This window comes from Saccharopolyspora indica, assembly GCF_027853965.1.
GTDB lineage: Bacteria > Actinomycetota > Actinomycetes > Mycobacteriales > Pseudonocardiaceae > Saccharopolyspora > Saccharopolyspora indica.
Genome location: NZ_JAQGLB010000020.1, coordinates 30,321 through 48,848 on the forward strand (window position 1 = coordinate 30,321; position 18,528 = coordinate 48,848).

Below are 18,528 nucleotides of genomic sequence, written 5' to 3' on the forward strand. Positions count from 1 at the left end.
GCCAGTCTAGCGAGGGTCGTTCGAACTATGGTAGTTCTAGTTCACATCATTTGAACTCGAACTACAGGGGTCTCATGCCTCCCGTGCTGTTCTCCCTCGTGCTGGTGGTCTTCAGCTTCACCACCGGAGAATTCGTGATCGTCGGCATCCTGCCGGACGTGGCCGCCGATCTGCTGGTCTCCATCCCCGACGCGGGCCTGCTGGTCACCGCCTACGCGCTCGGCATGATCGTCGGCGGCCCGGTGGTCACCGCGCTGACCGCGCGAGTGGCCCGCAAACCGCTCATGGTCGGCCTGGTCGGCGTGTCCCTGCTGGGCAACGCCGCTTCCGCCGCGGCGCCGAACTACGCCGTCCTGCTGGTGTCCCGGTTCGTCGCGGGCCTGGTGGTGGCGACGTTCTTCGCCGTCGCCATCGCCACCGCGGTGTCGCTGGCCCCGGCCGCCAAGCAGGCCTCCACCGTCGCCAAGGTCGCGCTCGGGATGAACCTGGGCATGATCCTCGGCACGCCGATCGGCACCTCCATCGGCCACAACGCCGGGTGGCGGGCGACTTTCGCGACCATCGCCGGGCTCACCGCGGTGGCCCTGGTCCTCGTGCTGGTGTTCGTGCCGGTCCAGCCCGCGGTGGCGTCGAGCTCGGTTCTCGGCGAGCTGCGCGTGTTCGCCGACCGCGGCGTGCTGCTGGCGATCGCGCTGACCGCGCTCGGCAACGTCGGCGTGGTGACCGTCTTCTCCTACATCACCCCGCTGCTGGTGGACATCGGCGGGTTCGCCGCCGGTACCGTCCCGGTGCTGCTGCTGGTCTACGGCGTCGGCGCGGTGGTCGGCAACTTCCTCGGCGGCTGGCTGGCCGACCGGGCCCGGATGCCCGCGCTCATCGGGCTGCTGACCGCGCTGGCGCTCGACCTCCTGGTGTTCTGGCTGGTCGGCGGAATGCAGGTGGCCGCGGTGATCCTGACCTTCAGCACCGGTGTGCTGGCCTTCGCGATCATCCCCGGCATGCAGACGCAGGTCGTGGTCGCGGCCAGCGCGGCACCCACCCTGGCGGTCGCGGTCAACGCCTCCGGTTTCCAGCTGGCGGCTGCCTTCGCCGGGTGGTTCGGCGGCTGGATCATCGGCAGCGGCCCCGGCCTGCGCTCGCTCCACCTCGCCGGAGCGGTGCTCACCGCGGCGAGCCTGGCGATCGCGTTCCTGGTGGTGCACCGCGACCGGCGGCCCGTCGCCGCCTGACCCGAGAGGAGGGGATTCCCTTGGTGGACGTGAGAAAACCGCTGGCGGGCAAGGTGGCGCTGGTGGCGGGAGGATCACGCGGCATCGGTGCGGCGACGGCCAGGGCGCTGGCGGTCGACGGTGCGGCGGTGGCGATCAGCTACGCCGCCTCCCCGGACCGCGCCGCGGCGGTGGTGGCCGAGATCGAGGCCGGTGGTGGCCGGGCGGCCGCCTACCCGGCCGACCAGGGCGATCCGGAGCAGGTGCGGGCGCTGGTGCGGTGCGCGGTCGACGACTTCGGGAGGCTGGACGTCCTGGTCAACAACGCGGCGACCTTCGTGCCCGGCAAGGTCGACGACGACGTGGACCCCGGTGCGCTCGCCCGCCAGCTCGCGGTGAACCTCGGCGGTGCCACCGCGGCGATCCGGGCCGCCGCGGGCGTGCTCGGAGCCGGTGGGCGGATCATCACCGTCGGGTCCATGCAGGCCACCCGCGTCGGCTTCCCGGGCGTCGCCGACTACGTCTCGACGAAGGCCGCGATCGTCGGCTACAGCAAGGCGGCGGCCCGCGACCTGGGGCCGCGCGGCATCACCGTCAACGTCGTCCAGCCGGGCTCGGTGGCCACGGAGATGAACTCCGACGAGGGACCGTTCGCCGACGTCCAGCGCGCGGCCAACGCGATGGGGCGCTTCGGCCGCCCGGAGGAGATCGCCGCGGGCATCGCCTTCCTGGCCGGGCCGGGCGCGTCCTTCATCACCGGCGCGGTCCTCGACATCGACGGCGGCTACCTCGCCTGACGTTGGCCGTCGGGTGGCGATTTCGCGCGAAATCGACATCTCCCACGGAGGGAGCGCGCCGATTTCGCGCGAAATCGCCTCCTTCTCACCCCTCGGACCGGCGGACGTAGGTGGAGCCCTCGCGGTGGTAGACCGGATCTGAGATGTCGAGGCCCTCGGACATCAGGTGGCGTTTGAGGATCTTGTGGGTCGCCGTGCGGGGCAGGGCGGCCGCGAGGCGGATGTAGCGGGGCCACTGCTTGGGGCCCAGATCTGGTTGGGCGGTCAGGAAGTCCGCGAGGGTGTGCGGGCTGAAGTCGGCCGTGGTGATCAGGGCGGCCATCACCTGGTCGCCGGTGGTCTCGTCCGGTACCGCGTAGACCGCCGCCTCGCGGATCTCCGGGTGGCGCAGCAGGATTCGCTCGATGGGTGCCGTCGCCAGGTTCTCGCCGTCCACCCGGAGCCAGTCGGCGGTGCGGCCTGCGAAGCGGCAGAAGCCCTCGGCGTCCAGGTAGGCCAGGTCGCCGCTCCAGTACATGCCGTCGCGCATCCGCTCCGCATCGGCCTCCGGCGCGTTGTAGTAGCCGGCGAACCAGCCGGACCCGGTGGTGTTGACCAGTTCGCCGATGGCCTCGTCCGGGTTGAGCAGCCTCCCGTCGGGCGAGAACTGCGCGGTGGCGCAGGGCTTCCCGGTGTCCGGGTCCAGCACGGCCACGCCCTCCGGCAGCTTGCCGAGCGCGCCGGGCGGGGTGTCCGGGGTGCGGGCGATCGCGATGCCGCCCTCGGTGGAGCCGAAGCCGTCGACCACCCGGCAGCCGAACCGCTCGGCGAAGCGCCGCACGTCCCGCTCGTTGGCCTCGTTGCCGTAGACCAGGCGCAGCGGGTTCTCCGCGTCGTCCGGCCGGGGCGGCGTGGCCAGCACGTGGGCGAGCGGTTTGCCGACGTAGTTGGCGTAGGTGACGCCGAAGCGGCGCACGTCGGGCAGGAAGCCGGAGGCGGAGAACCGGCGGCGCAGCGCGATGGCCGCACCGGCGGAGGCGCCGACCGCCCACCCGGCCATCAGCGCGTTGGAGTGGAACAGCGGCATCGACACGTAGGTCACGTCCTCGCCGGTGAGCCCGAAGCGCTCGGCCAGCATCCGGCCGGGGAACGCGATCTTGCCGTGCGTGCAGCGGACCGCCTTCGGGTCGCCGCCGGTGCCGGAGGTGAACACCAGCACCAGCAGGTCGTCGGGATCGGCCTCGACCGGGGCGAGCTCGACGCCGGAGTGCTCGGCGAGCAGCGCCGACCAGGGCGGCGTGCCGATCAGCAGCACCGGGACGTCCACGCCCGCGAGCAGGTCCGCGTGCGCGTCGTCGGTGATGATCAGCTGGCAGTCGGTCAGCCGCACGTCGCGGGCCAGCGCCGCGCCGCGCCGCGTCGGGTTCAGCCCGACCAGCACCGCGCCGGAGAACGCAGCGCCGCCGAGCAGGAAGAGGAACTCCGGGACGTTGCCCAGCAGCACCCCGACGTGGAACGGGCCAGGGCGGCGCAGGGAACGCAGCAGCGACGCGTACTGCGAGCAGGTGCGCACCACTTCCGCCCACGACCACGAGCGGTCTTCGAAGAGCAGACCGCGGCGCTCGTCTTCGGTGCGGGCGAGCAGGAACTCGGTCACGGTGGGCGTCATGCATCAGCCCGCCAGGGCGTCGCCGAGCCGGCCCAGCTGGACCGCCGCGGCACCGAGGCTGAACTCGTTGCGCTTGGCCGCGACGAAGTAGCGGTGCAGCGGGTGGTCGAGGTCGATGCCGACCCCGCCGTGCACGTGGACCGCGGTGTGCGCGACGCGGTGCCCGGCCTCGGCCGCCCAGAACTTCGCGGTCGCCAGCTCCGCCGCGCAGGGCAGGCCCTCCTCCAGGCGCCACGCGGCCTGCCACAGCGTCAGCCGCGCCGCCTCCACGTCGATGAAGGCGTCGGCGAGCCGCTGGGCGACCGCCTGGAAGCTGCCGATCGGACGCCCGAACTGCACCCGCTCGCGGGCGTACTCGCTGGTCATCTCCAGGGCCCGGGACACGACGCCGGCCTGGTGCGCGCAGCTGCCGACGGTGGCGCGGGCCAGCAGCCAGCCGAGCACCGGATCACCGCCGAGCACCCGGTCGTCGCCGACCCGGACGCCGCCCAGGTCCAGCCACGCCTCGCTGTCGGAGTCGACGACGCGCTGGCGCTGCGCGGTCAGCCGGTCCGGCTCGACCACGAACACCCGCGGTCCCTCCGACGTGGACGCCGGGACGAGCACCAGATCGGCCATCGCGCCCGCGGGGACGCCGGTCTTGCTGCCGGTGAGCACCCACTCGCCACCCCGGCGCTCGGCCTGGCAGGACGGAACCGCCGGGGTCGGGTTGTGCTCCTCGGTCAGCGCCGCGGTGAGCACCAGTTCACCGCGGGCGGCCGGAGCGGCCCAGCGCCGTTGCTGCTGCTCCGTGCCGAAGCGGGCGATCGCGGCCGCAGCGGTGGTGATGGAGCTCAGGTAGGGCACCGGTGCGACGGCGCGGCCGAGCTCGATGAGCACGCTGCACTGCTCCAGCAGCCCGAAACCGCCGCCGCCGACGGATTCCGGCAGTCCCGCGCCGAGCACCTCGGCGGTGGCCAGCTGCGTCCACAGTGCCCGGTCGAACCGGTCCTCGCCGCGCTCCACCTCGCGCAGCCGCTCGTTGGTCACCTGGTCGTCGAGGATCTTGCGGGTGAGCTCGGCGAGGTCGTCCTGCGCCTCGGTCAGCGTGAAGTCCATGCCTCTCCTTACGAAGTCCAGTCCCTTCCGCCGCCCGGGCCCCGGTCAATTTCGCACGAAATTGACGTTCACCCGGGTGACGGTCAATTTCGTGCGAAATTGACGCAGCCCCGCTGCTGGGTCAGCGCTTGGCCGGGGGGAGGCCCAGGCCCACCGCGGCGACGATGTCGCGCTGCACCTCGTTGGTCCCGCCGCCGAAGGTCAGGATCAGCGAGGAGCGGTGCATCCGTTCGATGCGGCCGCGCAGGGCCGCGCCGGGCGAGCCGCGGCGGATGTGGGCCGCGCTGCCGAGGACCTCCATCAGCAGGCGGTAGGCCTCGGTGGCGAACTCGGTGCCGAACACCTTCGTGGCCGATGCGGTGGCGGGCGCCGGGTGCCGCTCGACGGTGGTGGCGATCTTCCAGTTGACCAGCTTGAGGAACTCCGCACCGGCGTGCGCGCGGGCCAGGTGGTGGCGCACCCACTCCTGGTCGATCACGCGCCGCCCGTCGGTGAGCCGCGTTTCCCGCGCCCACTCCAGGACTTCGTCCAGCGCGGAGCGCAGCGGGGCGGCCGAGGTGAGCGCCACGCGTTCGTGGTTGAGCTGGTTGGTGATCAGCGGCCAGCCCTCGTTCTCGGCGCCGACCAGCGCCGACGCGGGCACCCGCACGTCCTGGTAGTAGGTCGCGCTGGTGGTCGGCCCGGCGACGGTGTGCACCGGCGTCCAGGAGAAGCCGGGGGAGTCGGTGGGCACGATCAGGATGCTCAGCCCGCGGTGCTTCTTGGCCTCGCGGTCGGTGCGGCAGGCCAGCCAGACGTAATCGGCGTACTGGATCAGGCTGGTCCACATCTTCTGGCCGTTGACCACGTACTCGTCGCCGTCGCGGTCGGCGGTGGTGCGCAGCGAGGCCAGGTCGGTGCCCGCTTCCGGCTCGGAGTAGCCGATCGCGAAGTGGATCTCTCCGGCGGCGATCTTGGGCAGGTAGTGGGCCTTCTGCTCCGGCGTGCCGTAGCGCATGATCGTCGGCGCGATGCTGTTGAGCGTCAGGAAGGGCACCGGGGCGCCCGCGACGGCCGCCTCGTCGGTGAAGATCAGCTGGTCGAGCGTGCTGCGGTTCTGCCCGCCGTACTCGGTCGGCCAGCCCAGCGCGAGCCATCCGTCGGCGCCCATCTGCCGCACGACCTGCCGGTAGGCCTCGCCGTCGCCGTAGTCGCCGTGCGCGGCCAGTTCCTCGCGGATCTCGGGCGTCATGAGCTTGTCGAAGTAGCGCCGCAGCTCCTCGCGCAGCTCCTCCTGCTCGGACGTGTAGGCGATGCGCATGCACCCCTCCTGCGATCGGCAGTGTGCTGAAACATGTTTCAACAACCATAAGCCCGGCGGGGTGCTCAGGTCGACAAGTCGCTCGTGGGATGGGTGGTGTCGTCCGGATTTCCGGCGCGGAACGAGTTCTAGGGTGCGGCGAAGGGGTGAGATCGCACCGAACGGAGCAGTGACGTTCGCTCGAACGGCTCGTTGATCAGCCGAGCGGATCGCCCTGGCGGATCTCGGTAGAACTGGTTGCACGATCCACGACGTGGATCGATCGGAAATCAGCAAGGTTTTTCCCGCCGGTCTTGCCACTGTGAAAGAACACGTTCTAGTGTGTTGCGAGTTACAGTCCCGGATCCCTCGGTGAGGTGACCAACCGGTGAAGGTGGCGGTTCTCGAGCAGGCCGGCCGTGGGGCCGGCGCCTGCGCGTCCGCCGGATCGTGATCTTCGACTGAAGCTAGGAGTGGTGGTGCGGAGTCTGGAGGGCAAGGTCGCGGTCGTCACCGGGGCGGGTGCCGGGCTGGGGCGGGCGGAAGCGCTCGCGCTGGCCGGAGCCGGAGCCGAGGTGGTGGTCAACGACGTCGGCGAACGCGCCGCGGACGTGGTGGCCGAGATCGAGGAGGCCGGTGGCAAGGCCGTCGCGGTGCTCGGGGACGTCTCGTCCAGCACGACCGCCGAGGAGCTGGTGTCCACCGCGGTGCAGCGCTTCGGCGGACTGCACGTGGTGGTGAACAACGCCGGCGTGCTGCGCGACCGGATGCTGTTCAAGATGGCCGACCAGGAGTGGGACGACGTGGTCCGCGTCCACCTGCGCGGCCACTTCCTGCTGTCCCGCAACGCCGCCGCGTTCTGGCGCGACCAGTACAAGCAGGACGGCACCACGTACGGCAGCGTGATCAACACCGCCTCGGAGGCCTTCCTGCTCGGTGCCGCGGCACAACCGAACTACGCCGCGGCCAAAGCCGGGATCGCCGCGCTCACCGTGTCCACCGCGCGCGCCCTCGCGCGAATGGGCGTGCGCGCCAACGCGATCTGCCCGCGAGCTCGCACGGCCATGACCGAGGGGGTCTTCGGCCCGGCGCCGGAGGACGGCGTCGATCCGCTGTCGACGGATCACGTGGCACCGCTGGTCGCCTACCTCGCTTCGCCCGCGGCCGAGCGGATCAGCGGGCAGGTCTTCGTCGTGCACAGCGGGATGATCGCGCTCATGGCCGCCCCGGTGGTCGAGCAGCGCTTCGACACCAGCGGTCCGCTGTGGACGGAGGACGAACTGGCGGGCACCGTCGGCGCCTACTTCGCCGACCGCGACCCGGAGCGCAACTTCTCCGCGACCGAACTTCTCTCCCTCCCCTAGGGAGGAGCCCCCCGAAACCAGCTGGAACCGCCGCGCAGGGAGGACTTCCGAATGGCGCTGACCGTGCAGCAGCACCGCGACGCTGCTGGGCTCAAGGACGGATTGCTGCTGGTCGACGGCCAGTGGCGGCAGGCCCGCGCGGGCCGCACCTGGACCCACCACCACCCGGCGACCGGAGAGGTCGTCGGCGACATCGCCGTCGCCGGTGCCGAAGACGTCGACGAAGCGGTGCGGGCCGCCCGTCGCGCGTTCGACGAGGGCCCGTGGCCTGCGATGCGGGTGGGCGAGCGCTCCCGGCTGCTGCGCCGGTGCTCCGACCTGCTCCGGGACAACGCCGAGGACCTGCGGGCGCGGCAGGCGCTGGACAACAGCGTGCCGCTGTCGTTCGCCACCGTCTACGCGGGTTCGGTCGACGTGGCCGCCGACGTCTTCGACCACCACGCCGGGTGGATCGACAAGGCCGGTGGCGAGACGTTCCCGCCGTACCAGGGCGGCGACCACCTCGCGATGACGCTGCGCGAACCGGTCGGCGTGGTGGCCGCGGTGCTGCCGTGGAACGCGCCGTTCCTGCTGTTCGCGCAGAAGGTCGCGCCCGCGCTGGCGGCCGGGTGCACGGTGGTGGTCAAACCCTCCGAGTACGCCACGTTCAGCGTGCTGCGGATGGTGGAACTGCTGCAGGAGGCCGGGATCCCGGACGGCGTGGTCAACGTCGTCACCGGCCCCGGCGACCCGACCGGCGAAGCGCTGATCACCCACCCGCAGGTGGACAAGGTCAGCTTCACCGGCAGCCGCGAGGTGGGCCGCCGGGTCGTCGAGGCCTCGGCGGGCACCATGAAGCGGGTGTCGCTGGAGCTCGGCGGCAAGAGCCCGGCGATCGTGTTCCCGGACGGTGACGTCGGGCTGGCGGGCATGACCGCGATGGGCATGGTCACCCTCGGGCTGTCCGGGCAGGCCTGCGTCGCGACCACCCGGGCGCTGGTGCACCGCGACGCCTACGACGAGTTCATCGGCGCCGCCGAGCTGATCGCCGGTTCGGTGACCTACGGCGACCCGTTCGACCCCGGCGTGCTGTCCGCGCCGCTGATCAACCAGCGCCAGCTGGAGCGGGTGCTCGGCTTCATCGAGCAGGGCCAGCGGGAAGGCGCGCGGCTGGTCACCGGCGGCGCGCGCGGCGACGGCGACCTGAGCGCCGGGAACTTCGTGCAGCCGACCATCTTCGCCGACGCGACCAACTCGATGACCGTCGCGCAGCAGGAGATCTTCGGCCCGGTGCTGACCGTGGTGCCCTTCGACGACGAGGACGAGGCGGTGCGGCTGGCCAACGACACCGAGTACGGCCTCGGCGCCGGGGTGTACACCAAGGACGTGCAGCGGGCGTTCCGGGTGGCCAAGCGGATCCGGGCGGGCACGGTCGGGATCAACGGGTTCCAGGTGGAGCCGCACCTGCCCTTCGGCGGGTACAAGCAGTCCGGGCTCGGCAGGGAGGGCGGCCGATCGGCCTACGAGGCCTATACCGAGCTCAAGACCGTGTTGCTGCCGCTGACCGATGAGTTGATGTGACATGAGGCTGACGGGAAAGGTCGCGATCATCACCGGCGCGGCGCGCGGGCAGGGCGCGGCGGCGGCACGGCGGTTCGTCGAAGAGGGCGCGCGCGTGCTGATCGCCGACGTGGCCGACGAGGCGGGCAAGGCGCTGGCCGACGAGCTCGGTGAGAACGCCGTCTACCAGCACCTGGACGTCAGCTCCGAGGACGACTGGGTCGACGCGGTGCGCGCGGCGGGCGAGCTGGGCCGCATCGAGGTGCTGGTGAACAACGCCGGGGTGCTGCACTTCTCGGAGCTGGCCGACACCAGCCTGGCCGACTACGAGCGGGTGATCCGGGTCAACCAGATCGGCACCTTCCTGGGCATGCGGGAGGTGATCCCGGCGATGTCCGACGGCGGCGGCTCCATCATCAACGTGTCCTCCGTGGAGGGTCTGGGCGGGATGCCGCTGCTGGTGGCCTACTCGGCGAGCAAGTTCGCCATCCGCGGCATGACCAAGGTGGCGGCGATGGAGCTGGGCAAGCGCGGCATCCGGGTCAACTCGGTGCACCCGGGCGCGATCGACACCCAGATGATCCCCGACGCGGTGGGCGGGCCGGTGCCGATGGAGCACGTCGGCGAGCGGGTCGCGCTCGGCAGGGTCGGGCAGCCGTCGGAGATCGCGGACCTGGTGGTGTTCCTGGCCAGCGACGAGAGCTCTTACTGCACCGGCGCGGAGTTCGTCGCCGACGGCGGTGCGACGGCAACGCACTCGCTCGCCTGAACGGGCGGTGAGTGAAGGGCACCTTTGACCGACTTACTTGGGGAAAGGTGCCCTTCGCCCCGGATCAACGCGGATCGGGAGGTGACCAGATGGCGGTGCGCAGCGCTGGTGCGGGCGCGTTCGCCCAGGTCGGACGGATCGCGACGCTGGCGTGGGAGGTGCTGCGGCTCATGCCGCGGCGGCCCTTCCAGGTCCGCGAGTGCATCCAGCAGGCGTGGTTCTTCGCCAGCGTGACGATCCTGCCCACCGCGCTGGTGGCCATCCCCTTCGGCGCGGTCATCGCGATGCAGCTCGGGTCGCTGACCCAGCAGATCGGGGCGCAGTCGTTCACCGGCGCGGCCAGCGCGCTGGCCATCCTCCAGCAGGCCAGCCCGCTGATCACCGCGCTGCTGGTGGCCGGGGCAGGCGGATCCGCGATGTGCGCGGACATCGGGGCGCGCACCATCCGCGAGGAGATCGACGCGCTGCAGGTGCTCGGCGTCTCGCCGATCCACCGGCTGATCGTGCCCAGGGTGGTCGGCGCGATGCTGGTCGCGCTGCTGCTCAACGGGATGGTCAGCGTCGTCGGCGTGATGGGCGGCTACTTCTTCAACGTGATCCTGCAGGGCGGCACCCCGGGTGCCTACCTGGCCAGCTTCAACGCGCTCGCCCAGCTGCCGGACCTGTGGATCAGCGAGTTCAAGGCGCTGCTGTACGGGTTCGTGGCGGGCGTCGTCGCCGCCTACCGGGGGCTCAACCCGTCCGGCGGGCCCAAGGGCGTGGGCGACGCGGTCAACCAGGCGGTGGTGATCACCTTCCTGCTGCTGTTCCTGATCAACCTGGTGCTCACCGGGATCTACCTGCAACTCGTGCCACCGAAGGGGTTGTGAGCCGATGGCCGTCGTCGATCCGGTCGCCGCCTCCCCGGCGCGCAACCAGTTCCTGCGCGGACCCGGGGACGCGCTCGCGGGCCTGGGCTGGCAGCTCTCGTTCTACCTGCGCGCCCTCGCGCTGGCCCCGGTCACGCTGCGCCGCTACTCGCGGGAGACCGCGCGGCTGCTGACCGAGGTGGTGTTCGGCAGCGGGGCGCTGGCCGTCATCGGCGGCACCCTCGGCGTGATGATCGGCATGACCGTGGCCACCGGCGCGGTGGTCGGCCTGCAGGGCTACTCCTCGCTGGACCAGCTGGGCACCTCCGCGCTGACCGGCTTCATCGCCGCCTACTTCGACACCCGCGAGGTCGCGCCGCTGGCCGCGGGCCTGGCGCTGTCGGCGACCGTGGGCTGCGGGTTCACCGCGCAGCTGGGCGCGATGCGGATCTCCGACGAGATCGACGCGCTGGAGGTGATGGGCGTGCGGACCGTGCCGTACCTGGTGACCAGCCGGGTGATCGCCGGGGTGACCGCGGTGATCCCGCTGTACGTGGTGGGGCTGCTGGGCTCCTACTTCGCCTCCCGGCAGATCACCGTGTGGTTCTACGGCCAGTCGGCGGGCACCTACGACCACTACTTCCACCTGTTCCTGCCGCCCGAGGACGTGCTGTGGTCCTTCGGGAAGGTGATCGTGTTCAGTCTCGCGGTGATCCTGACGCACTGCTACTACGGCTACACCGCGCGCGGCGGGCCCGCCGGGGTCGGGATGGCGGTGGGCCGGGCGGTGCGCACCTCGATCGTGCTGATCTCGGTGCTGGACTTCTTCCTCAGCCTGGCCATCTGGGGTTCCACCACGACGGTTCGGATCTCCGGATGAACGGGAACAGGCGCCGCTACCAGGCGCTCGGAGTGGCCTTCCTGGTCGCGGCCGGGATGTTCTTCGCGGGCACCATCGCGATGTACCGCAAGGCGTTCACGCCGGTGGTGGCGGTGAGCCTGGAGACCGACCGGATCGGCAACCAGATGCGCGTCGGCGCCGACGTCAAGGCGCGCGGTGTGGTGGTCGGCGAGGTCCGCGACGTGCGCGCGGTCGGCGACCACGCGGTGCTGGAGCTGGCGCTGAAACCGGACCAGGCCGAGCTGATCCCGGCGGGCGCGTCGGCGCGGCTGCTGCCCAAGACGCTGTTCGGCGAGCGCTACGTCGCGCTGCAGATCCCGGAGGGCGGCGGTTCGCAGGTGCTCGCCGACGGCGACGTGATCCCGCAGGACCGCAGCAGTTCGGCCATCGAGGTCGAGAAGGTGCTCGACGAGCTGATGCCGGTGCTGCAGGCGGTGCAGCCGGAGAAGCTGTCCACGACGCTGACCGCGGTGTCGACGGCGCTGGACGGCCGCGGCGAGCAGCTGGGCGACACGCTGGTGCAGCTGGACAGCTACCTGGAGCGGCTCAACCCCTCGCTGCCGAAGCTGGAGTCGGTCATCGCCCGCATCGACGACGTGGCCGACACCTACTCCGAGGCGGTGCCGGATCTGGCGCAGGCGCTGGGAGATCTGACCACCACCAGCCGGACGCTGGCCGAGCAGCGCACCCAGCTGCAGCACATGATCGGCAGCGTCACCACCAGCGCCGAGAGCCTCGACCGGTTCCTGGCCCTGAACAAGGACAACCTGATCAACCTGACCAGCAGCTCGCGGTCCACGTTGGAGCTGCTGGCCGAGTACTCGCCGCAGTACCCGTGCATGCTCAAGCAGTTCGCGGACTCCATCCCGACGGCCGAGGCGTCCTTCGGCAAGGGCACCGAGAACCCGGAGATCGCCAAGTTCACCATCGAGATCACCGGCAGCCGCGGCAAGTACCTGCCCGGCGTGGACGATCCGAAGTACCTGGACCAGCGGGGGCCGCGCTGCTACCCGTGGGTCGAGCCGCCGGACACCTTCCCGCAGTACCCGCCGGGCGGTCCGGTGGAGGACGGCTCGACGTTCCCGGAACCGCCGCGCGACCGCGACGAGGTGTTCCCGTGGGCGTCCCCGGCGTCGACCACCCCGCAGTCGGTGGCCAACGCTCCGGCCGAGCGCGAGCTCCTCTCGACGCTGCTCGCCCCGCAGCTCGGCGTCGCCAGGGAGGACGTGCCGGGGTGGAGCGGGTTGCTGGTCGGGCCGGTCTACCGCGGGGCCGAGGTGGAGGTGAAATGAGGTCGATCACTGCGCCGCTCCTCAAGCTGCTGCTGTTCGCGCTGGTCACGGTGGTGCTGACCGGAGTGCTGGCGATGACCATCGCGGCGTCGACGTCCAGCTCCTCCAGCGCCTACACCGCGCGGTTCGCCGACGCCTCCGGGCTCAACCTCGGCGACGACGTGCGGATGGCCGGGGTCAAGGTCGGGCGGATCACCGGGCTGGAGGTCGTCGACGCCAAGCACGCGCTGGTGAGCTTCGACGTCGACGCGAATCGCCGGCTGCCGGTGGACGCCTCGGCGACGGTGAAGTACCGCAACCTCGCCGGGCAGCGCTACCTCGCGCTGGACGCACCCATCGGCGAGGGCGACGAGGTGCTGCCGCCGGGCGGCGAGATCCCGCTGGAGCGCACCCACCCGGCGCTGAACCTCACCGCGCTGTTCAACGGCTTCAAGCCGCTGTTCCAGGCGCTCTCGCCGGAGGACGTCAACCAGCTCTCCGGCGAACTCGTCCAGGTGCTGCAAGGTGAAGCGGGCACGGTGGACAGCCTGCTCTCGCACACCGCCTCGCTGACCACCACGCTCGCCCGCAAGGACGAGGTGATCGGCCAGGTGATCGACAACCTCAACACCGCGGTCGGCGCGGTCAACGCGCGCGGCCCGCAGCTGGGCGAGCTGATCACCTCGCTGCAGCAGCTCACCAGCGGGCTCGCCGAGCAGCGCGAACCGGTCGGCGAGGCGGTCGCCGCGCTCGACGAGCTGGCCGGCACCACCGGTGATCTGCTCGCCGAGGGCCGGGAACCGCTGCAGCGCAACATCGCCGAGCTCCAGCGGTTCACCACCGTGCTCAACGCCGAGATGCCCAAGCTGGAGCACGACCTGCAGACCGTGCCGGAGCGGCTGAACGCGCTGACCAGGACGGTGAGCTACGGGAGCTGGTTCAACTTCTACCTGTGCCGGATGTCGGGCACCGTCGGGATCTCCGATCTCAACATCAAGATCCCGATCCTGCCCGCGCCGCCGTCGGAGATGCCGGAGAGGTGCCAGTCGTGAAACCGTTGCGGGAGCGGAACCAGGCGGTCGTCGGGGTGGTGACGATCGTGCTGCTGGTGCTCGTCACCAGCGGCGCGTTCTTCGCCAAGGACCTGCCGGTGCTCGGCGGGAGCACCTACCAGGCCTACTTCACCGAATCGGCCGGGCTGGCCGCCGGGAACGACGTGCGCATCGCGGGCATCCGCAGCGGCGAGGTCACCGACGTGTCGCTGGAGGGCAACCGGGTGCTGGTGTCCTTCCGCGTCGACGACGCCGAGGTGGGCGACCGCAGCCGCGCCGGGATCGAGATCAAGACGCTGCTCGGCGAGAAGTTCCTTGCGCTGCAACCGGAAGGCGAGCAGGAGCTGGCCGAGCCGATCCCGGTGGAGCGCACCGCCGCGCCGTTCGACATCCCCGACGCGCTCGACCAGCTCACCCGCACCGCCGAGGAGGTCGACGGCGAGCAGCTCGCGCAGAGCTTCCGGGTGCTGGCCGACACCTTCCGCGGTGCGCCGGAGCACTTCGGGGAGGCCGTCGACGGGCTCTCCGCGCTGTCGCAGACGATCTCCTCGCGCGACCAGCAGCTCAGCGAACTGCTGCGCAACACCAGCGGCGTGAGCCGGATCGTCGCCGACCGCGACGAGCAGGTGCAGCGGCTGATCGCCGACGGCAACCTCCTGCTGACCGAGCTGCAGCAGCGCCGCGGTGCCATCTCCTCGCTGCTGAGCGGCACCCAGAAGCTCTCCGACGAGCTGCGCGGCCTGGTCGCCGACAACCAGGCGCAGCTGCGGCCGACGCTGGACCAGCTCAACCAGCTGACCGAGATGCTGCAGCGCAACCAGGACAACCTGGGCCGCACCATCGAGGCGATGGCGCCCTACGTGCGCGGGTTCAACAACACCGTCGGCAACGGGCGCTGGTTCGACGGCTACATCTGCGGGCTGTTCCCGCCCCCGATCAACGCCGGGCCGCTGCAGACGAACACGACCTCCTGCGAGCTCCCGGTGCCGAGCCGACCAGTGGGAGGTGACTGATGTCCACACCGGACGAGGAAGAGCCGCGCCGGAAGTCGCCGCTGATCAAGGTGCTCGGCATCGGCAGCGCGCTGGTGCTGCTGGTCAGCGCCGGCCTGTGGTGGGTGTTCAGCGATCCGGGCAAGCAGCTGACCGCCTACTTCGACAAGGCCGTCGGCGTCTACGCCGGGTCGAGCGTGCGGGTGCTCGGCGTCGAGGTGGGGCGCATCGACGCGGTGGTGCCGCAGGGCGAGGTGGTCCGCGTCGACCTGCACGTCGAGCGGGACGTGCAGATCCCGGCCGACGTCAAGGCCGTGGTGGTGGCGCCGAGCCTGGTCAGCGACCGGTACGTGCAGCTCACCCCGGCCTACTCCGGCGGCCCGGAGCTGGCCACCGGCGCGGTGCTGGACAAGGACCGCACGGCCACCCCGGCCGAGCTCGACGAGCTCTACAACAGCGCCAAGTCGCTGGCGGAGGCGCTCGGGCCGGACGGGGCCAACAGCACCGGCGCGCTGACCGACGTGCTCAACACCTCGGCCGCGGCGCTGGAGGGCAACGGCGAGAACCTCAACGCGACGATCCAGCGGCTCGGCGACCTGGCCGGAACGCTGCAGGACAACCAGGACGACCTGTTCGCCACGGTGGACAACCTGAACGAGTTCACCGCCGCGCTGGCCGCCAGCGACGGGCAGATCCGGGAGTTCAACGGCAGGCTTGCCGACGTCGCCGGGTTCCTGGCGAGCGAGCAGGACCAGATGGGTGCCTCGCTGAGCTCGCTGGCCGTGGCGTTGGGCGATGTCTCGGCGTTCATCCGGGACAACCGCGAGCAGTTCTCGTCCAACGTGGAGAACCTGACCGGTGTCACGCAGGCGCTGGTGGACCAGCGCCAAGCGCTGGGCGAGGTGCTCGACGTGGCACCGCTGGGCGCGACGAACTTCATCAACGCCTACGACGCGGCCTCCGGCAGCGTGACCGTGCGCGGGCACCTCAACGAGCTCACCCACCCGCCGATCCTGATGGTGTGCAAGCTGATCCAGCACAGCCTGCCGGAACCGGTGCCCGAGGACCTGAAGAAGACCTGCGACGAGCTGGCCCCGGTGCTCGACGGCAAGCTCGGCCTGCCCTCGATCGGCGAGGCCCTGCACCACCTCCAGCAAGGCGAACTCCCGCCCTTGCCGCTACCGCTCGTCGACGCCTCGCGCGAAGGAGGCTCCCAATGAGGTTTTTCCAGGCTCGTTTTGCGTGGCGGTGCGGGTGGCGGAACCTCAGCGGTTCCCTGGCTGCGGGATCCCGTTCTTATGTATGTCCGATACACGGCGAACGGGCTGTCCTCGCCAGGAAACCGCTGAGAACCCGCGGCGGTGCGAGCTGCGAGGGTGGGTCATGCGCCTCGCGGCGCATGCGACAGCTTCCGCGGCATAGCCGGTCGAGCGTCGCGGCTGCGGCCAGCCAGAATGAAAAGAGCTTCCGGTGAAGCGGTGTTCGTTGGTGGTGGTGCTGCTGCTGGTGTCCGGTTGTTCGGCGGGCGGGTTCACCGGTCTCTACAACGCGCCGCTGCCCGGCGGCGCCGAGCTGGGCGACCGGCCGTACCGGGTCAGCGCGCAGTTCGCCGACGTGCTCGACCTGGTGCCGCAGTCCAGCGTGAAGGTCAACGACGTGCCGGTCGGCCGGGTGGAGCGCATCGAGCTCGGCCCGGACAACACCACTGCGCTGGTGTCGATGTCGGTCAACGGCGACGTCCGGCTGCCCGCCAACGCCGATGCCCGGCTGCGGCAGTCCAGCCTGCTGGGGGAGAAGTTCGTCGAGCTCGCCGCACCCGAGCAGCCCGCGTCCGACGAGCTCGCCGACGGCGCGGTGATCCCGCTGGAGCGCACCAACCGCAACCCGCAGATCGAGGAGGTGCTCGGCGCGCTGTCGATGCTGCTCAACGGCGGCGGGGTGGCGCAGCTGCAGGACATCGTGAAGGAGCTGAACAAGGCCTTCACCGGCAACGAGGCGGAGATCCGCTCGCTGCTGGGCAACCTGGACGAGACGGTGTCCAGGTTGGACGGTCAGCGGGAGGACATCACCCGCGCCATCGACGGGCTCGGCCGGTTGTCCACGACGCTGCGCGAGCAGACCGGCACCGTCTCGGCCGCGCTCGACGGCATCGGGCCGGGGTTGCAGGTGCTCAACGAGCAGCGCGGTCAGCTGGTGTCGATGCTGGAATCGCTGGACCGGCTCTCCGGCGTCGCGGTCGACACCGTCAACCGCAGCAGGGAGGACATGCTCGCCGACCTGCACGCGCTCGCGCCCACCCTGCAGAAGCTCGCCGACACCGGTGACGCGCTGCCGGACGCGATCGGCTTCCTGGCCACCTACCCGTTCCCGGAGTACGTGATGAAGCCGCTCAAGGGCGACTTCGTCAACGCCGACGTCCGCTTCGACCTGGACCTGAGCAGCATCGTGGAGAACCTCTCGCGCTCCTCCGGCCCGCTGATCCCGATCCCCGGCCTCACCGACGCCGGCCAGCCGGGCCTGCGGCCGCCGCCACCGGCCCCGGCGCTGCCGCCGCTCCCGCTGCCGGTGCCCGGCTCCACGCCGCCGCCCTCCGTCCCGCCGCTGCTGGGAGGCCAGTGATGTTCAGCCGCAAGACCAAGGTGCACCTGGCGCTGTTCCTGGTCCTGGCCGTGGTCGGCATCGGCTACACCGGTGGCCGCTACGCCGGGCTGGACCGGCTCGTCGGCGGCAACGGCTACTCGGTCACCGTGCAGCTGGCGGACTCCGGCGGGCTGTTCACCAACTCCGAGGTCACCTACCGGGGCGTGGCGGTCGGCCGGGTCACCGCGATGCGGCTCACCGAGACCGGCCTCGAAGCCGAACTGCACATCGACGACTCCGCCCCGCAGATCCCGGCCGACACCCGCGCGGTGGTGGCCAACCGGTCCGCGGTCGGCGAGCAGTACCTGGATCTGCGGCCGGAGCGCGAAGGCGGCCCGTACCTGGCGAGCGGGGCCGTGGTCGCCCAGGACCGCACGGCCGTGCCGCTGCCGCCGGAATCGCTGCTGGTCGACCTCGACCGGCTGGTGGGCAGCGTGCCGGTCGACGACCTGCGCACGGTCGTCGACGAGGTCGGCACCGCATTCGAGGGCTCCGGCGCGCACCTGCAGCGGCTGCTGGACGCGACCAGCTCGGTGACCGCCGCGGCCGAGCAGCACCTGCCGCAGACCACCTCGCTGCTCGCCAACAGCGACGTCGTGCTGCGCACCCAGCAGCAGCAGGCCGAGGAGATCGTGTCCTTCAGCCAGGGCCTGCGCGAGATCTCCGGGCAGCTCAAGGAATCCGACCCGGACCTGCGCGGCATCATCCGCGACGCGCCCGCGGCCGGGCAGGAGGTCCAGGCGCTGCTCGACAGCGCGGGCACCGACTTCGGCGTGGTCGCGGCGAACATGCTGACCACGATGAAGATCACCGAGGTGCGCACCGAGGGCATGGAGCAGCTGCTGGTGGCCCTGCCGGTGATCTCGGCGTTCTCGCACACGCTGGCCCCGGACGGCACCGGTCACCTCGGGCTGGTCCTGAACTTCTTCAACCCGATCGCCTGCACCCGCGGCTACGAGGACACGCCCCGCCGCCCGGGCAGCGAAACGGCACCGGGCCCGATCAACGAGGACCTGCACTGCGCCGAACCGCCGGGCAGCGTGATCAGCGTCCGGGGCTCCCAGAACGCCCCGCGCCAGCCGATCCCGGACCCGGTGCCCGCCCCGCCGCCGTTCAGGTGAG

At 71.2% G+C, this 18,528-nt stretch carries 16 protein-coding genes; 13 read left to right on the plus strand and 3 right to left on the minus strand.

Annotated elements, in window-relative coordinates; all coding sequences use genetic code 11:
• The first annotated feature begins 74 nt into the window (after positions 1-74).
• Both OU416_RS31875 and OU416_RS31880 read left to right on the plus strand, forming a co-directional pair.
• Positions 75-1,229, plus strand: coding sequence for an MFS transporter (locus OU416_RS31875; RefSeq protein ID WP_270930770.1), 1,155 nt, complete (start codon positions 75-77; stop codon positions 1,227-1,229).
• Positions 1,230-1,258: 29 nt separating this feature from the next.
• On the plus strand, positions 1,259-2,005 hold the full coding sequence (locus tag OU416_RS31880) for an SDR family NAD(P)-dependent oxidoreductase (protein WP_270930863.1): 747 nt from the start codon (positions 1,259-1,261) through the stop codon (positions 2,003-2,005).
• An 85-nt stretch (positions 2,006-2,090) separates the two neighbouring features.
• Here OU416_RS31880 and OU416_RS31885 read toward each other — a convergent pair whose 3' ends face one another.
• The 3 genes from OU416_RS31885 to OU416_RS31895 all read right to left on the minus strand — a co-directional run bounded on the left by OU416_RS31885 (position 2,091) and on the right by OU416_RS31895 (position 6,051).
• The gene (locus tag OU416_RS31885) at positions 2,091-3,653 is read right to left on the minus strand and encodes a long-chain-fatty-acid--CoA ligase (protein ID WP_270930771.1); all 1,563 of its coding nucleotides are present in this window, start codon (positions 3,651-3,653) and stop codon (positions 2,091-2,093) included.
• Between the two features lie 3 nt (positions 3,654-3,656).
• Complete coding sequence (locus tag OU416_RS31890) at positions 3,657-4,751, minus strand: acyl-CoA dehydrogenase family protein (RefSeq protein ID WP_270930772.1); 1,095 nt, start codon at positions 4,749-4,751, stop codon at positions 3,657-3,659.
• A gap of 121 nt (positions 4,752-4,872) precedes the next feature.
• Positions 4,873-6,051, minus strand: coding sequence for an acyl-CoA dehydrogenase family protein (locus OU416_RS31895; protein ID WP_270930773.1), 1,179 nt, complete (start codon positions 6,049-6,051; stop codon positions 4,873-4,875).
• 455 nt (positions 6,052-6,506) lie between these two features.
• Between OU416_RS31895 and OU416_RS31900 the strand changes: the two genes are divergently transcribed.
• From OU416_RS31900 to OU416_RS31950, 11 genes are all read left to right on the plus strand, one after another.
• Positions 6,507-7,394, plus strand: a complete 888-nt coding sequence (locus OU416_RS31900; protein WP_270930774.1) for a 3-oxoacyl-ACP reductase — start codon at positions 6,507-6,509, stop codon at positions 7,392-7,394.
• Positions 7,395-7,445: 51 nt separating this feature from the next.
• Entirely contained in the window at positions 7,446-8,954 is a 1,509-nt protein-coding gene (locus OU416_RS31905; protein WP_270930775.1) for an aldehyde dehydrogenase family protein, read from the plus strand.
• Position 8,955: 1 nt separating this feature from the next.
• Positions 8,956-9,702, plus strand: a complete 747-nt coding sequence (locus tag OU416_RS31910; protein WP_270930776.1) for a glucose 1-dehydrogenase — start codon at positions 8,956-8,958, stop codon at positions 9,700-9,702.
• Positions 9,703-9,791: 89 nt separating this feature from the next.
• Positions 9,792-10,571 carry an MlaE family ABC transporter permease gene (locus OU416_RS31915; RefSeq protein ID WP_270930777.1) on the plus strand — a complete coding sequence of 260 codons (780 nt, stop codon included), beginning with the start codon at positions 9,792-9,794 and terminating at the stop codon, positions 10,569-10,571.
• 4 nt (positions 10,572-10,575) lie between these two features.
• A complete protein-coding gene (locus OU416_RS31920; protein WP_270930778.1) occupies positions 10,576-11,430 on the plus strand; it encodes an MlaE family ABC transporter permease in 855 nt (284 codons plus the stop codon).
• The gene (locus tag OU416_RS31925; protein ID WP_270930779.1) at positions 11,427-12,743 is read left to right on the plus strand and encodes an MCE family protein; all 1,317 of its coding nucleotides are present in this window, start codon (positions 11,427-11,429) and stop codon (positions 12,741-12,743) included. The genes OU416_RS31920 and OU416_RS31925 overlap by 4 nt, the downstream gene beginning before the upstream one ends.
• Positions 12,740-13,774 carry an MCE family protein gene (locus OU416_RS31930; protein WP_270930780.1) on the plus strand — a complete coding sequence of 345 codons (1,035 nt, stop codon included), beginning with the start codon at positions 12,740-12,742 and terminating at the stop codon, positions 13,772-13,774. Before OU416_RS31925 ends, OU416_RS31930 begins: the two co-directional genes overlap by 4 nt.
• Entirely contained in the window at positions 13,771-14,787 is a 1,017-nt protein-coding gene (locus OU416_RS31935; protein ID WP_270930781.1) for an MCE family protein, read from the plus strand. Before OU416_RS31930 ends, OU416_RS31935 begins: the two co-directional genes overlap by 4 nt.
• Positions 14,787-15,986 (plus strand): MCE family protein, encoded by a 1,200-nt coding sequence (locus OU416_RS31940; protein WP_270930782.1) that lies wholly within the window; start codon positions 14,787-14,789, stop codon positions 15,984-15,986. The genes OU416_RS31935 and OU416_RS31940 overlap by 1 nt, the downstream gene beginning before the upstream one ends.
• A gap of 250 nt (positions 15,987-16,236) precedes the next feature.
• Complete coding sequence (locus OU416_RS31945) at positions 16,237-17,385, plus strand: MCE family protein (protein ID WP_270930783.1); 1,149 nt, start codon at positions 16,237-16,239, stop codon at positions 17,383-17,385.
• The gene (locus OU416_RS31950; protein WP_270930784.1) at positions 17,385-18,527 is read left to right on the plus strand and encodes an MCE family protein; all 1,143 of its coding nucleotides are present in this window, start codon (positions 17,385-17,387) and stop codon (positions 18,525-18,527) included. The genes OU416_RS31945 and OU416_RS31950 overlap by 1 nt, the downstream gene beginning before the upstream one ends.
• Position 18,528: the final 1 nt, after the last annotated feature.

Coding starts and splice junctions, on each gene's coding strand:
- OU416_RS31875 (WP_270930770.1), top strand. CDS start 75: ATGCCTCCCGTGCTGTTCTCCCTCGTGCTGGTGGTCTTCAGCTTCACC.
- OU416_RS31885 (WP_270930771.1), bottom strand. CDS start 3,653: ATGACGCCCACCGTGACCGAGTTCCTGCTCGCCCGCACCGAAGACGAG.
- OU416_RS31890 (WP_270930772.1), bottom strand. CDS start 4,751: ATGGACTTCACGCTGACCGAGGCGCAGGACGACCTCGCCGAGCTCACC.
- OU416_RS31895 (WP_270930773.1), bottom strand. CDS start 6,051: ATGCGCATCGCCTACACGTCCGAGCAGGAGGAGCTGCGCGAGGAGCTG.
- OU416_RS31905 (WP_270930775.1), top strand. CDS start 7,446: ATGGCGCTGACCGTGCAGCAGCACCGCGACGCTGCTGGGCTCAAGGAC.
- OU416_RS31910 (WP_270930776.1), top strand. CDS start 8,956: ATGAGGCTGACGGGAAAGGTCGCGATCATCACCGGCGCGGCGCGCGGG.
- OU416_RS31915 (WP_270930777.1), top strand. CDS start 9,792: ATGGCGGTGCGCAGCGCTGGTGCGGGCGCGTTCGCCCAGGTCGGACGG.
- OU416_RS31920 (WP_270930778.1), top strand. CDS start 10,576: ATGGCCGTCGTCGATCCGGTCGCCGCCTCCCCGGCGCGCAACCAGTTC.
- OU416_RS31925 (WP_270930779.1), top strand. CDS start 11,427: ATGAACGGGAACAGGCGCCGCTACCAGGCGCTCGGAGTGGCCTTCCTG.
- OU416_RS31930 (WP_270930780.1), top strand. CDS start 12,740: ATGAGGTCGATCACTGCGCCGCTCCTCAAGCTGCTGCTGTTCGCGCTG.
- OU416_RS31940 (WP_270930782.1), top strand. CDS start 14,787: ATGTCCACACCGGACGAGGAAGAGCCGCGCCGGAAGTCGCCGCTGATC.
- OU416_RS31950 (WP_270930784.1), top strand. CDS start 17,385: ATGTTCAGCCGCAAGACCAAGGTGCACCTGGCGCTGTTCCTGGTCCTG.